This window comes from Litoreibacter ascidiaceicola, from assembly GCF_900129235.1.
Classification (GTDB): Bacteria; Pseudomonadota; Alphaproteobacteria; order Rhodobacterales; family Rhodobacteraceae; genus Litoreibacter; species Litoreibacter ascidiaceicola.
The window spans coordinates 538,717-553,537 of the sequence record NZ_FQUV01000001.1 but is presented as its reverse complement, the minus strand read 5'-3'; the positions used below and the strand labels follow the sequence as shown (position 1 = coordinate 553,537).

The following is a 14,821-nucleotide window of genomic DNA, read 5'->3' as shown; positions in this document are numbered from 1 at the left end:
ATGACGTAAGGTCGACGCAGTATACTTTCGCATACCGCGTGATCGCCTTGTGAATCACCTGAAGCGACGATATTGACGCTCATCTGTGCGTGAAATTCACTTAGACGATGGGGGACCCTCTATGAAAATCGGGGCACCGAAAGAAACTTTCGAGGGCGAGGCGCGTGTCGCCATGACGCCCGAGTCTGCGTTGCAAATCCAGAAACTTGGCCACACTTGCGTGATCGAAACTGGCGCTGGCGCAATGGCAGGCTTTTCCGACAAAGCCTACAAAGATGCGGGCGTCGAAGTCGTGAAAACCGCCGCCGCATTGTGGAAGGCCGCCGACGTCGTCGTCAAAGTGCGCCAGCCTGATGCGACCGAGAGCAAGCGGCTTCGCGAAGGGCAAACCCTGATATCGTTCTTCAACCCTGCCGCCAACGAGGCTGGCATGGAAGCCGCCAAGAAGGCTGGCGCACGGGTCATCGCCATGGAAATGGTGCCGCGTATCTCGCGCGCTCAGAAAATGGACGCATTGTCCTCCATGGCAAACATCGCCGGTTACCGCGCTGTTATCGAGGCGGGCAACAACTTTGGCCGCTTCTTTACTGGGCAGGTGACTGCTGCTGGTAAAGTGCCACCCGCCAAGGTTCTGGTTGTGGGCGCTGGTGTGGCTGGCCTTGCCGCCATCGGCACCGCAACTTCACTTGGGGCGATCACCTACGCCTTCGACGTGCGGCCGGAAGTGGCCGAGCAGGTTGAATCGATGGGCGCAGAGTTCGTGTTCCTCGACTTTGAAGAAGAGCAGGCCGATGGCTCCGCCTCCGGCGGCTACGCCTCGGTGTCCTCGCCAGAGTTCCGCGAAGCGCAGCTCGCCAAGTTCCGCGAACTGGCCCCCGAGATCGACATCGTGATCACAACCGCGCTGATCCCGAACCGCGAAGCGCCAGAGCTATGGACCGAAGATATGGTCGCGGCGATGAAGCCCGGCTCTGTCATCGTGGACCTTGCCGCTGAAAAGGGTGGTAACTGTAAGCTGACGGTCATGGACGAGAAGATTGTCACCGACAATGGTGTGACCATTATCGGCTACACTGACTTCCCGTCGCGGATGGGTGCGCAGGCATCGACGCTTTATTCCAACAATATCAGACACATGCTGTTCGATCTTACGCCGGAAAAAGACGGCGTGATCAATCACAACATGGAAGACGACGTGATCCGTGGCGCGACCGTGACCTTCGACAACGAGATCACCTTCCCGCCACCACCACCAAAGATCGCGGCGATTGCAGCAGCGCCGAAGAAGGCGAAGGTCCCTGAGCTGACGCATGAAGAAAAGGCCGCCAAAGAGGTCGCCGAGTTCAAGCAGCAAACCAAGACGCAAGTCACCTTGCTTGCGGTCGGTGCGGTGCTGTTGCTCGGGGTCGGCCTTGTCGCCCCTGCCAGCTTTATGCAGCACTTCATTGTCTTCGTGTTGGCAGTCTTCGTCGGTTTCCAAGTGATCTGGGGGGTGGCGCATTCGCTGCACACACCGCTGATGGCCGTGACCAATGCAATATCGTCGATCATCATTTTGGGCGCGCTGATGCAGATCGGATCAGGGTCGTTCCTTGTGATCCTGCTGGCCGCGCTGGCGGTCTTTATGACCGGCATCAACATATTCGGCGGCTTCCTCGTGACACGGCGCATGCTCGCCATGTTCCAGAAATCGTAAGTAGGGGTAGAGATCATGGAATTCGGATTTACCACCGCGGCTTACGTAGTTGCCGCAGTTCTTTTCATTCTGTCGCTTGGCGGCTTGTCGGGGCAGGAAAGCGCCAAGCGCGCTGTTTGGTACGGCATTGCCGGCATGGCTCTGGCCGTGGCGGCGACGATTGTCGGGCCGGGCTCTGGCTATTGGCTGTTGTCGCTGATCCTGATCGCGGGCGGCGGGGCCATCGGCTACCAGCTGGCGACCAAGGTTCAGATGACGCAGATGCCAGAGCTTGTGGCTGCGATGCACTCACTCGTTGGTCTGGCCGCTGTGTTTGTGGGCTTGATTGCGCATATCCAGATCGGGAACGTGGCGACCGCCGACCCAGAGACTTTCGGCACCTTTGCCAAGCTCATTGCCAAGAAATCCGGCGTTGAGATTTCGATCCTACGGGTCGAACTGTTCTTGGGCATCTTCATCGGTGCTGTGACCTTCACCGGCTCGGTCATTGCCTATGGCAAGCTGGCGGGCAAAGTGGACTCGGCGGCGAAAAAGCTGCCGGGTGGCCATATGCTAAACGCGGGCGCGGCGGCACTCTCGCTGATCTGTCTGGTTTGGTACTTCAACACAGGCGGCTTCTTCCCGCTGTTCTTGATGACTTTGGCGGCGCTGTTCATCGGCTACCACCTGATCATGGGCATCGGCGGCGCGGATATGCCTGTCGTCGTGTCGATGCTGAACAGCTATTCCGGCTGGGCTGCGGCGGCGATCGGCTTCTCGCTGGGCAACGATCTGCTAATCGTTGTTGGCGCGTTGGTCGGATCAAGCGGTGCGATCCTGTCCTACATCATGTGTAAGGCGATGAACCGCTCCTTCGTGTCGGTTATCTTGGGTGGCTTCGGCGGCGCGGCTGGCCCGCAGATGGCGGTTGAAGGCGAACAGGTTGCGATTGATGCGGACGGTGTTGCGACGGCTTTGAACGAAGCTGACAGCGTGATTATCATCCCGGGCTACGGCATGGCCGTGGCGCAGGCGCAGTCTTCTGTGGCTGAACTGGTCCGCAAGTTGCGTGCCAAAGGCAAGAACGTGCGCTTCGCCATTCACCCCGTTGCGGGGCGTCTGCCGGGTCACATGAACGTGCTGCTGGCGGAGGCCAAGGTGCCTTACGACATCGTCATGGAGATGGACGAGATCAATGACGACTTCCCCAACACAGACGTCGCCATCGTGATCGGCTCCAACGACATCGTGAACCCTGCAGCGCAGGACGATCCGAACTCGCCTATCGCGGGCATGCCAGTGCTTGAATGCTGGAAAGCCAAGCAGGTGTTCGTGTCCAAGCGCGGCCAAGGTACGGGGTATTCGGGTATCGAGAACCCGCTGTTCTTCAAGGACAACACGCGGATGTTCTATGGGGATGCTAAAGCATCGCTGGACAGCTTGCTGCCCAAGATTGATTGAGCGTGCGGCGGGGCGAACCCCGCCCTACGCATGAAAACGGGCGCCCCAATCGGAGCGCCCGTTTTTTGTTTCGGGGACCGGCGATGGCCGGCCCGCGTGTCACTTAGTTAGAAGCGGCTGCTTCTGCTGGGCTGTTCATTGGTGCAGTCTTACGCAGCGCGATCAATTGCGCCATGCGGGACTCTTCGTCCATTTCGAAAAACACCTGACGCTCGGCGGCGCTCATGTTGCCCAAGGCAAACTTGATCTCTGCCGCTTCGACGTCACCGGTAGAAGTTTCTTCGACCATGCGTTCAGCTGCCGAATTGTTGGACAATGCCAGATACTCTTCAACGTTGATGTCTGCAAAAGCAGGTGCAGCGAAGGTAAGGGCGATAGCCGTTGTTGTGAAAAACTTGGTCATGTGTAGTCTCCTAGTCGTTAGGTCCAGTGCGTCTGAAGTCATTCCGGACGCTGTATGAGGAGACAACTGCCGCCCGACCTAAAAGGTTCCGCAACTAATCCCGGCTTGCCGGAAAATTGGGTAACAAGGCCGTTTATCGGGTCTAGAAGCGAATTTCCGAGCCCCCCCCATTAAAAACATTAATATTCAATGTCTTATAATGTTTTTTGTGCTCCGTTATAGCCACCATTTTACTGCTCCAAATAAAATTCGGGTTTTTCGGTTTGCACCTTCCCGTGCAAGGGGCTTTGGTAGGTGTAACCGCGATAAAGAAGGAAAACCCCATGACTGAAGAGTATATCCCCCCCAAGGTTTGGACATGGGAGAACGAGTCCGGTGGCACGTTTGCATCCATCAACCGGCCTATCGCTGGCCCGACCCATGACAAGGATTTGCCCGTCGGCAAGCATCCCTTGCAGCTCTATAGCCTCGCCACGCCCAACGGGCAGAAGGTGACCATTATGCTGGAGGAGCTTTTGGAGCTGGGGCATTCCGGCGCTGAATATGACGCTTGGCTGATCAAGATTGGGGAGGGGGACCAGTTCTCCAGCGGCTTCGTGGACGTCAACCCGAACTCCAAGATCCCCGCGATGTTTGACACCACCACCCTGACACGGGTTTTTGAGAGTGGCTCGATCCTGTTCTATCTGGCCGAAAAGTTCGGGGAGTTCCTGCCCACGGAACCCGCCGCCCGCGCCGAATGCATGAACTGGCTGTTCTGGCTGCAAGGCTCTGCGCCCTATCTGGGCGGTGGCTTCGGACATTTCTATGCCTACGCACCCACCAAGCAGGAATACCCGATCAACCGTTTCGCGATGGAGGCTAAGCGGCAGCTGGATGTGCTGAACCAGCATCTGGAAGAAAACGAATATCTGGCAGGGGATACCTACACCATCGCCGATATGGTCACATGGCCTTGGTATGGCCGCATGGTAACTGGCGGGGCCTATGACGCTGGGGAGTTCCTGAGCGTGCATGAATACGATCACGTTATCCGCTGGGAAAAACAGATTGCGGCGCGTCCGGCGGTGCAAAGGGGCCAGATGGTCAACCGCACGTCCGGCCCGCTGGAAGGTCAGCTGCACGAACGCCACGACACCAGCGACTTTGACACCAAAACGCAGGACAAGCTGGAAAGCTAGGCGTCCAGCTTTCGCAATGGCGTCTTTATGCCGGGTATGTCTATGCGCACAAGATCGGTGGAGCGGGTGGCCACAAGGCCACCCCACGCGCCAAGCAAGTTGGCGATGACTGCGGCAAACAAGATGCCAGTGTAGCCCATGACCATGACGCCGAGCCACGCCAGTGGCAGGTAGATCACGAAGATACGACTTAATGACAACGACAGGGACCAAAGCGCCTTGTCGCGGGCATTCATCGCCGCGTTGGCGACCACCACGACCCCATAGCCAAACATAGACAGGCCCACGATGCGCAAATAGGACGCGGCATATCCTACATCTTCCCCACCTGAGCCGACCCAGCTTGCCAGTGTCTCTGCGAAGATGATGAGCACCACGGCAAGCAGCAGCCCGTAGACAAGGCAGAAGGCGAAGGCTTGCTGGGTGGCAGTCTGCGCGCGATCACGTTTCTCCGCACCCCAGTTCTGGCCGACCACTGGTCCGATGCCGGACGAAAGGGCCATCAGCGGCACGAGCGCGAAGGACTGGATGCGCGATGCCGCGCCGAAACCTGCCACTGTAGTTTCGCCAACCGTGGCCACGGCAGCCGTGACCAAAGCCATGCCTGCAGGATTGATGGCGTTGGAAAACGCGGCGGGTATGCCGACATTTAGCACCTGTCTGACCGACGCCACCAAACCGTCCAGCACTTTGCCGCACACGCCCAGCATGCCGCGCCGCCACGCAATCCAAAGGGCAGCGGCCATCGCGATGACGCGGCCGATGAGTGTGGAGAGCGCCGCGCCCAAAGTTCCCAACTCTGGCAGGGGCCCCCAGCCGAAAATAAGGACGGGGTTAAGGGCGATCCCGAAGAAGGCCGCTAGCACCATGATTGCCGCCGAGGTTGCACCATCCCCATGGGCGCGAAACACGGCGTTGGTGATCATCATAACGACAAGGAAGGGAAAGGAGAGCGCCCATATCGGAATGTATTGAGCGATCTCGCCCAAAACCTCGTCGCTCGCGCCCATGGCGCTAAACAGAATGGGATAGCTGGGCCACAATAGCAGGGCCATGATCGCGGATAACGCCATGCCCAAGCCGATGGCATGAAGCCCCAGCCTGCGCACGTCGTCCTCCGTTTCTTCGCGACCGACGGCCTGCGACAGGGTCGCGTTCGCGCCAGCGCTCAGCCCGATCGAAAGGGAGGTGATGGCGGTAATCACCGGATAAATAAACCCGACCGCCGCGAGGGCGTTGGCGCTGACCTTCCCGAGGAAGTAGGCGTCGGCCAGTCCCACCGCGATCACCGCGAATATCCCGAAGGACATGGGGGCCGACATGGCTGTCAGGGCGACCCACACCGGGCCTTGGGTCAGGTCGCGTTTTTTGGTGTTGGGCAAGAAGCACTCTCCGGTTAAGTGTCTCAACGCGTGAGCATAGTCTGCGGTTCCGCTGCATCAATTTGATGAAATTCGACGCTGGCAAAAAAAACGCTTGCGCCGACTCGCGTTTGGCCCGATACGGCGGAAATAGACGCCAACGCACGCGCCTCTGGCCTGTAGCAGTCAACGCAACACGTGTTTACGTAGCGACGGTAACGTCTCCCCTTGGAAGTGAGCGGTCTCGCACGGGTAATCCCCGTTATGGCCGGGTCTAACTGGAGATGACCATGACTGTACAATTCTCGGACGCTCAGGCGTCGGCTCAACCTATTGTCCGTAACCGTCTGGATGCCTTTGTTGCATCGCGCGAATTTGACCGCCCGACACTGGTCGTCGATACCGCTCTAGTTGCACAGCAATACCGCGCACTGAAGGCTGGCCTTGGCCGCGCCGACATTCATTATGCCGTCAAAGCAAACCCAGAGCGCAAGGTCATTGAAACCCTCGTGAACCTCGGGTCCCACTTTGATGCAGCATCGCGCGGCGAAGTTGAACTGTGCTTGAGCCTTGGCGCTGACCCGGCAGACATTTCGTTTGGCAACACCGTCAAACGCGCCTCCGACATCGCCTTCGCGCATGCCGCTGGTATCACGCTGTTTGCTGCGGACGCCGAAGAAGAGCTGGAAAAAATCGCAGAGCACGCTCCCGGCGCGCAGGTCTACATTCGCCTGATCGTAGAAGTCAGCCAAGCCGACTGGCCGCTGTCGCGCAAATTCGGCTGCGACCGCGACACAGCCCTGCGCCTTCTGGACTACGCCAAAGAGCTGGGCTTGAACCCTGTTGGCTTCTCGTTCCACGTAGGCTCTCAAACCCGCAAGGCGGAAATGTGGGGCCCGACTTTGGACGCGCTTGCGCTGATCTGGCACGACGCCCGCGACGCTGGCCACGACCTGAGCCTGCTGAACATCGGCGGCGGTTTCCCTGCCTTCTATGGTGAGGCTATCGAGGCCCCGACCGCATACGCAGCTGCCGTAATGGCGCAAGTGACCTCTCGTTTCGGCAATGTCGCCCGCATCATGGCAGAGCCGGGTCGCGGTATGGTGGCCGAGGCTGGCGTCATCGTGGCGGAAGTCATGCTGGTTTCGCGCAAGTCGGACCGTGACATGCACCGCTGGGTTTACCTCGACATTGGCCGTTTTTCCGGTCTGGCCGAAACTGAAGGCGAAGCAATCCGCTACCAGTTCGAGACCGCCCGTGACGGCGAAGAGTGTGGCCCTTGCGTCATGGCAGGCCCAAGCTGCGACAGCGCGGATGTGCTTTATGAAAAGCGTCCGATGCAGTTGCCGCTGACTTTGAAGGCAGGTGACCGCGTGCTGATCCGCAACACAGGCGCGTATACTTCCGCCTATTCGTCTATTGGTTTCAATGGGTTCCCGCCCCTCGCGGTCGTAACCATTTAGGCCAATTCCGCGCTCCGGAGTGGGGAGGCTCCGGGGCGCGACAATTTCCTATATGTGGAACTGTATGCCGTTGCACACATCTAAACCTATGATTTTGATGAAAAATTTGTTTTCTTAAGGGCCGTGTGGCTCTATGCCTAGGTGAAATTCACTTACGGTTGACTGCATGACCCCGATAGAAGACCACCCGCTGCGCTACACTTTGGCCAACGAGCTGCACGCGCGTCCTTTCCCGTCGCTGGAAGCGCCTTGCGGGGCGATCTACCTTGCCATCAAGCGCCCCGAGGACGCCGCCGAGCGCGACCGCGACGTGGACCGCGCGCACCTGACCCAATTGCTCGACCGCTATGGCGCACCACATCCGCAACCCGGTGCGACCCATTGGTTCGGGGAGGTGGGCAAATTCAAGCTCAAGTGGGAACAGCATACCGAGTTCGTCACCTACACCATGTTTATGCCCACGCTGGAGGACCGCCCGTTTGATCCAAAAGCCTTCGAGACCTTTCCCGCCGACTGGCTGGCAAGCGCACCGGGGGTGCGCATCACGTCGGCCTTGATCCGTGTTGAGGCCGATCCCGGTGCCGACGAAATCGTCACGCGGGTCGAAGATTGGTTCGTGCCTGAAAGCCTTGCGGTCAGCACCGTTCTGGATGGGGCCGCAACCGTCGCAGGCGATTTCCGCATTGATGCTGCGGGTCATATGCGGCTGGCTGTTTTCGTGGCCGACGTCACCGGCGAGCGCCGCATTGGCCGCATTGTCCAGCGGCTCTGCGAGATCGAAACCTACAAAAGCATGTCGATGCTGGGCCTTGCCCGCGTGCGGGAGATGGGGCCGCGCTTGGGGGAGTTGGACGCGATTTTGTCCGGCCTGATGAGCGCTATGACGAAGGGCGATACCGGGGCCGAGGACACGTTGAGCGAGCTTCTCGCGACCTCCGCCGAGCTGGAAAGCCTGCTGGCGCAATCGTCCTTCCGGTTTGGCGCGACAGGAGCGTATGAGGCAATCGTGAACCAACGCATCGAGGTGCTGCGCGAGGAACGCTTCAACGGCCGCCAGACATTCGCGGAATTCATGATGCGCCGGTTTGATCCGGCGATGCGCACTGTGAAAGCCTCGGAGCGCCGTTTGCAGAACATGGCCGAGCGCGCCACGCGGGCAGGGGACTTGCTGCGCACACGGGTGGATGTGGAACGCTCGTCGCAAAACCAGAAATTGCTCGAAAGCATGGACAAGCGCGCCGACTTGCAATTGCGGCTGCAAAAGACCGTCGAGGGGCTGTCCGTGGTGGCGATCAGCTACTACGCGGTCAATCTGGTGCTCTATATGGCGCAGCCTGCGGCTTACGCTGTGGGCCTATCCAAACTGGTCCTTGCCGCTGTCACGACACCCTTGGTCGTGCTCGCCGTGTGGTGGATGGTCCACCGCATCCGCGAAAAGATGGAATAGCGTTACCGCCCGCGAATTTTCGGGTCCAGCGCGTCGCGCAGCCCGTCGCCCATGTAGTTCACTGACAGCACCGTCAGCGAGATCGCGAGGCCGGGCCACATCACCCGTTCAGGGTATTGTTGCAGGTAGTCGACGCTGTCGAACAACAGGCGGCCCCATGTCGGGAAGTCCGGCGGGAAACCAAGCCCCAGGAAGCTGAGCGCGCTTTCGGTGATAATCGCATTGGCGATACCCAAGGTGGCTGACACCATGATCGGCGACAGCACATTGGGCAGGATATGCCGCGTGATCATCCTGCGGTTGGGTGTCCCGATGGAGCGGGCGGCAAGCACGAACTCGCGTTCCTTGATCGCCAACACGTCGCCGCGCACGATCCGTGCGGTTTGCATCCATGAGGTCGCGCCGATGGCCGACACCATCAGGATGAAGATGCCGCCCTCCGGCCCGAAGGCCGCGTTCAGCTTGTCGCGAAACAGCATGATGATCACGAGGAGCAGTGGAAGCAAAGGCAGGGCAAGAAAAAGGTCGGTGGTGCGCATCAGCAGCCCGTCGAGCCGCTTGAAATAGCCCGCAATCACGCCAATCAAAGTGCCCAGACCAATGGCCAAAGCCATCGCGGTCAGGCCCACGGCCAATGATACACGCCCGCCAGCCATCATCCGCGCAAAGCTGTCACGGCCAAGCTGGTCGGTGCCCATCGGATGCGCAAAGCTCGGGCCTTGGTTGCGTGACCGGATGTCGATGAACGTGGCGTCGATGCCCCAAAGCCAGGGCCCGAAGATGACGCCCAGCAGAATGACCACGAAGAATATCGCACCGATCAAAGCGCCCTTGTGGGTCTTGAACTGGTCCCAGACATCCCACCACTGGTTGCGGGGCTGCGCGGCGATTTGTGGAATATCAGTCATAGCGGATCCTCGGGTCCAGAATGCCGTAAAGGACGTCGGCAATCAGGTTAAACAACACGATCAGGATCGCGAAGATGAAGGTCAGCGTTTGCACCGTCGGCACATCGCCGCCTTGGATCGCGATGATCAGCAACTGGCCCAGACCGTTCACCTTGAACACCTGTTCGGTGATGATGGCGCCGCCGAAGATCGACGGAATGCCAAGGGCGATCACCGTGACCACGGGGATCATCGAGTTGCGCAAAACGTGGACCAGAACGACCGTCTTCTCTTTCAGGCCTTTGGCACGGGCGGTGCGGACGTAATCCTGATTGAGGTTGTCGAGCATCGAGGCCCGCGTGAACCGCGAGATTTGGGCGGTGATCTGCAAAGCCAGCACCATGACCGGCATGATCATCTGTCGGAACTGGTATTTGAAGCTGGCCCAGTCGGTGACCTCATGGGTGGTATCATAGATCGAGGGCAGCCAGAAATAACTGTCGCTCGGGATCATTACCGAGAAGATGACGATCACCAGAACGCCGGAGAAGAACGGCGGGACAGAAAACCCGATCATCGACACCAGCGTGCCAAGCTGGTCAAAGACGGAATACTGCTTGTAAGCCGAGATTATCCCGATCGGCAGCGCGATGAGCGTGCCGACCAGATAGGCGACCCCGACGACCCAAAGAGTTTGCGGCAGGCGCTGCACGATCAGGTCCATGACGGGGGAGCGGGTCTGGTAGGAAATTAACCGCGTCTCGTCTGCGGTGCCGAGATTCCAGCCGAACGAATGCTCAAGAAATATGCGCGGCTCCAGCCAGAAAAACTGCTTTAGCCACAACAAATACTGGATCAGCAACGGCTTGTTGACGCCCAGAGACTCGCGGATTTTTTCGCGCACTTCCGGCGGGATGGTCAGGGGGAGGTTGCCTGTCGGATCGGAAGGCGAGAGTTTGACGATCGTGAACAGCACGAGAGAAATGAACAGAAGCGTCGGGATAGTCAGTATCAACCGGCGGATCGTGAAGGTGAACATATCGGAATGCCTCGGTTCAGGTCTCTAGCGGGGGCGCAAGACGCGCCATGTGGCGCATCTTGCAGTTTTGCATGGGGCGGACTATGTGCCCGCCCGCAGATCAGTTTCCGGTGCGATACCAGTCGGCGATGTTCCACATCTCCGAATCCCAGTCGGTGATTTTGACACCGGCCAATGTATTGGCATGCGCCGATACGCCGCCGCGGTGAACGAGTGGAATGATCGAGTAGCTTTGCATCAGCATATCGTTCAGCTGTTTTACAATTGCCGCACGGGCATCAATTCCGGCAGTCGTCGCCAGCTTGTCCACAAGGGCGTCATACTCTTCGCTACAGAAGCGCTGCATGTTGGCACCCTGCCACTGGGTCTCGGGCGAGGGGATTTCGGAACAGCGCCAGTTGGCCATGTAGGCCTCGGGGTCCACGCCTGCGAAGTTGTTCGTGTACATCTCGACATCCGCGAAGAACTTCTGGAACGTGTCAGGCGAGGATGGGTCGCCACCAAAAAACACCGACCCGTCGATGTTGCGCAACTCGACCTCGACGCCCAGCTCGTTCCACCACTGCTTGATCAGCGCCTGCGCATCCTGACGCACAGCGTTGGTAGAGGTCTGGTAGAGGATGCTCAGTCGGTTACCATCTTTCGTCAGAATGCCGTCACCGCCAGCGGTCCAGCCTGCATCGGCCAGCACTTTTTTCGCGCCTTCCATGTCCTGCGTCTTGCAGGCATCGTTGGCGGTGGAGGCGTAAACCTCTGGTGCGGGGAGCACGTTGCAGGTCACCTGACCGCCTGCGCCATAGCCGACTTCGACCAGCAATTCGCGGTCAATCGCCATCGACAAAGCCTTACCGATTGCCGGATCGGTCAGGAACGGGTGCGGATGCGCAACCGTCCCGCGTTCGTCACCAAGCGCCGGATCGGGGTTGGTCTGGTTCACGTGGATACGCTCGACCGAGGTGCCGAAGGCGGTGACCACGGTGCCCTTGCCCTGCGATTCCATGTTAGCCAGCAGGTTCGGGTCGATTTGCAGGTTCCAGGCATAGTCGAACTCGCCGGTTTCCAGCACGGAGCGGGCCGCCGCCGCCGCGTCGCCGCCGCCTTTAAACAGTACAGTCGCAAAGGCAGGTTTGCCGGCTTCGCGGTAGTTCTCATTGGCCGAGAACTGGATTACGTCGTTCGGCTTGAATTCGTCCACCTTGAACGGTCCGGTGCCGATAGGGCCGAAATTGGCATCCGTGCATTCCGGCGCACGTGCGCCAAGGCATTCGGCGAATTGCGCGGCTTGAATGACCGGACTTTCAGCGCCGACCAGCGCGGTATAAGGGAATGGTTTGGGGGCGTTGAAGGTGATCTTCACCGTTTGCGCGTCCACCGCTTCCATGTTTTCCACGCCGTCGAAATAACTGGCTTGGGCGCAGCCGGAATTCTCGTCGGTGCAGTATTTCCACGAGAAGATCGCGTCTTCCGAGGTGACCGGAGTTCCATCGGACCACATCACACCATCTTTCAGCTTCCATGTGATCGTCTTCAGATCTTCGGAAATGCCGCCATTCTCGATGGTCGGGATGCTTTCCGCCAGCGACGGGATCAGTGCGCCGGTGTTGTCGAAGCGGGCGAGGCTTTCGAGGACGAGCGAGGCACTCTCCACCTCTTTCGTGCCGCCCGACAGATACGGGTTCAACGTGGAGGGGGCTTGCCAATAGATGATGTTGAGCTGGCCGTCGCGGCCGCGCTCTCCTTCGTGGCCGTCTGCCATCGCCATCGGCACAACGGCCAGCGATGCTGCGGCGCCCATCAGGGCTGTCTTGAGTTTCATGTCGTTTCTCCTTGTTGGGTGCTCATGGAGCCTCTTTCGGCGTTTTTACAACGCTCTATATGATGTCGTTAAAGTGGTGACAGGCGACGAAACGGCCCGGTTGAACCTCTCGAAACTCCGGCTCGTCGCGTTTGCAAATATCCATGACCGCAGGGCAGCGGGTACAAAAGTTGCAGCCTTGCGGCGGGTTCGACGGCGACGGGACATCGCCTGTCAGAATGATCCGTTCAACCTTCTCCTCAATCGCAGGGTCTGGCTCTGGCACCGCACTGAGCAGGGCCTTGGTATACGGGTGCAGCGGGTCGTCATACAGCGCGTCGCGCGGGGCCAGCTCGACGATGCGGCCCAGATACATGACCGCCACGCGGTCGGCGATGTGGCGTACCATCGACAGATCGTGGGAGATGAACAGATAGGTCAGCCCCAGCTCGTTTTGCAACTCTTCCAGCAGGTTGACCACCTGCGCTTGAATGGACACGTCCAATGCGGCAATCGGCTCGTCGCACACGATGAATTTCGGGTTCAGAGCAAGCGCGCGGGCGATACCGATCCGCTGGCGCTGGCCGCCGGAAAACTCGTGTGGATAGCGGTTGGCAAAGTCGCGGTTCAAGCCCACCTGATCCATCAGCTCCAACACCCGTTGGCGGCGCTCGGTGGCGGTGCCTGCGTGATGCTCGCGCAGCGGCTCCGCGATAATCTCGGACACCTTCATGCGCGGGTTCAACGACGCCTGCGGGTCTTGGAAGATCATCTGCATCTGGGTGCGCATCTGGCGCAGCTCTTCAGGTGGGGCATGGGCAATGTCACGCCCGTCGATGGTCACCGAGCCGTCGGTGACCTCGTAGAGCCGTAGCACCGAGCGGCCTACCGTGGATTTCCCGCAACCGGATTCGCCAACCAATCCGAGGGTTTCCCCCTCGAAGATGTCGAAGGAGATGCCGTCGACAGCTTTCACTTCACCAGTCCGTCTGCGCAGCAACCCGCCGAAGATCGGGAAATGCATCTTCAAATTGTCGACACGGACAAGGGGTTGCTTCGGCTCGTCAAGCACCGCGCGGTCCTCCCGTGTTGAAATCGTAGAAGCACGCGGCGTCATGGCCGGGGCCTGCGGGGATGCGCACGGGATTTTCGCGGTCGCAGCGGTCAAATCGGAACGCGCAACGATCGCGGAAGGGGCAGGCGCTCGGGGCCGCACCCAGAATGGGCGGCTGGCCTTGGATCACGTTCAGTTTCTCGGGGCGCGCGCCGCGCACAGTCGGGATCGTTTCCAGAAGCGCACGGGTATAGGGGTGTTGCGGGTTGCCAAACAGCTCCCGCGTCGGGGCCTGTTCGACCACTTGGCCCGCATACATCACCATGACACGGTCGGCGATGCCTGCGATGACGCCAAGGTCGTGGGTGATCCAGATGATCGCCATTCCCAGTTTTTCGCGCAGGTCTTTGACCAGCTCGATGATCTGCGCCTGAATGGTCACGTCCAGCGCGGTCGTCGGCTCGTCCGCGATCAGAACTTTCGGATCGCACGCCAGTGCAATCGCGATCATCACCCGCTGGCGCATCCCGCCGGAAAACTGGTGCGGGTAGTCTTTCAGGCGGCGCGACGCATCCGGAATGCCGACGAGTTCCAACAATTCGCAGGCCCGAAGGCGCGCCTGCGCTTTCGTCATGCCCATATGTCTGCGCAGAGGCTCCATGATCTGGAAGCCGACATTGAACACCGGGTTGAGCGAGGTCATCGGGTCCTGAAACACGAAGCCGATTCGTCCGCCGCGCACCTTGCGCAGGGTCTCGGCATCGGTGGCGAGAAGGTCGTTGCCGTCAAACAGAACCTGACCGCCGCGAATGTCTGCCGGGGGCGAGGGCAGCAGCCCGATCAGCGACATCATCGTCACCGATTTGCCAGACCCGCTTTCGCCCACAACACCCAGCAACTCACCGGGACGCACGTCGAAGCTGACGTCGTTTACGGCGTGAACCTCACCGGAGCGGGTTTTGAAAACGGTCTTAAGGCTCCGTACATCAAGCACGGGTTCTTGGACTGGCGCGGGCCCGTCTGGCATTCAATTCCCCCTGTGAAGCGGCACCGGT

General features: G+C 59.6%; 12 protein-coding genes. 5 read left to right on the top strand and 7 right to left on the bottom strand.

Annotated features, from left to right (window positions below; all coding sequences use genetic code 11):
* Positions 1-121 precede the first annotated feature (121 nt).
* Both BUB72_RS02615 and BUB72_RS02610 read left to right on the top strand, forming a co-directional pair.
* Complete coding sequence (locus BUB72_RS02615) at positions 122-1,696, top strand: Re/Si-specific NAD(P)(+) transhydrogenase subunit alpha (protein WP_073140096.1); 1,575 nt, start codon at positions 122-124, stop codon at positions 1,694-1,696.
* 15 nt (positions 1,697-1,711) lie between these two features.
* Positions 1,712-3,136, top strand: coding sequence for an NAD(P)(+) transhydrogenase (Re/Si-specific) subunit beta (locus BUB72_RS02610; protein ID WP_073140093.1), 1,425 nt, complete (start codon positions 1,712-1,714; stop codon positions 3,134-3,136).
* Positions 3,137-3,239: 103 nt separating this feature from the next.
* Here the strand turns inward: BUB72_RS02610 and BUB72_RS02605 are convergent, their stop codons facing one another.
* Complete coding sequence (locus BUB72_RS02605; RefSeq protein WP_073140090.1) at positions 3,240-3,539, bottom strand: hypothetical protein; 300 nt, start codon at positions 3,537-3,539, stop codon at positions 3,240-3,242.
* Positions 3,540-3,862: 323 nt separating this feature from the next.
* Here BUB72_RS02605 and yghU point away from each other — a divergent pair, with 323 nt between their 5' ends.
* The gene (gene yghU, locus BUB72_RS02600) at positions 3,863-4,720 is read left to right on the top strand and encodes a glutathione-dependent disulfide-bond oxidoreductase (RefSeq protein WP_073140087.1); all 858 of its coding nucleotides are present in this window, start codon (positions 3,863-3,865) and stop codon (positions 4,718-4,720) included.
* Here yghU and BUB72_RS02595 read toward each other — a convergent pair.
* Positions 4,717-6,102 carry an MATE family efflux transporter gene (locus BUB72_RS02595; RefSeq protein WP_073140083.1) on the bottom strand — a complete coding sequence of 462 codons (1,386 nt, stop codon included), beginning with the start codon at positions 6,100-6,102 and terminating at the stop codon, positions 4,717-4,719. The genes yghU and BUB72_RS02595 overlap by 4 nt on opposite strands.
* Positions 6,103-6,365: 263 nt before the next feature.
* On the opposite strand from BUB72_RS02595, the gene BUB72_RS02590 reads away from it, so the two are divergent.
* Both BUB72_RS02590 and BUB72_RS02585 read left to right on the top strand, forming a co-directional pair.
* Entirely contained in the window at positions 6,366-7,544 is a 1,179-nt protein-coding gene (locus tag BUB72_RS02590) for a type III PLP-dependent enzyme (protein WP_425435143.1), read from the top strand.
* A 166-nt stretch (positions 7,545-7,710) separates the two neighbouring features.
* Positions 7,711-8,991 carry a DUF3422 family protein gene (locus BUB72_RS02585; RefSeq protein ID WP_073140077.1) on the top strand — a complete coding sequence of 427 codons (1,281 nt, stop codon included), beginning with the start codon at positions 7,711-7,713 and terminating at the stop codon, positions 8,989-8,991.
* Positions 8,992-8,993: 2 nt separating this feature from the next.
* Here the strand turns inward: BUB72_RS02585 and BUB72_RS02580 are convergent, their stop codons facing one another.
* From BUB72_RS02580 to BUB72_RS02560, 5 genes are all read right to left on the bottom strand, one after another.
* Positions 8,994-9,899, bottom strand: coding sequence for an ABC transporter permease (locus BUB72_RS02580; protein WP_073140073.1), 906 nt, complete (start codon positions 9,897-9,899; stop codon positions 8,994-8,996).
* A complete protein-coding gene (locus BUB72_RS02575) occupies positions 9,892-10,917 on the bottom strand; it encodes an ABC transporter permease (RefSeq protein ID WP_073140070.1) in 1,026 nt (341 codons plus the stop codon). The genes BUB72_RS02580 and BUB72_RS02575 overlap by 8 nt, the downstream gene beginning before the upstream one ends.
* A gap of 100 nt (positions 10,918-11,017) precedes the next feature.
* A complete protein-coding gene (locus tag BUB72_RS02570) occupies positions 11,018-12,733 on the bottom strand; it encodes a peptide ABC transporter substrate-binding protein (RefSeq protein ID WP_073140067.1) in 1,716 nt (571 codons plus the stop codon).
* 55 nt (positions 12,734-12,788) lie between these two features.
* A complete protein-coding gene (locus BUB72_RS02565) occupies positions 12,789-13,829 on the bottom strand; it encodes an ABC transporter ATP-binding protein (RefSeq protein WP_139250593.1) in 1,041 nt (346 codons plus the stop codon).
* Complete coding sequence (locus BUB72_RS02560; protein WP_073140061.1) at positions 13,777-14,793, bottom strand: ABC transporter ATP-binding protein; 1,017 nt, start codon at positions 14,791-14,793, stop codon at positions 13,777-13,779. The genes BUB72_RS02565 and BUB72_RS02560 overlap by 53 nt, the downstream gene beginning before the upstream one ends.
* Positions 14,794-14,821 lie beyond the last annotated feature (28 nt).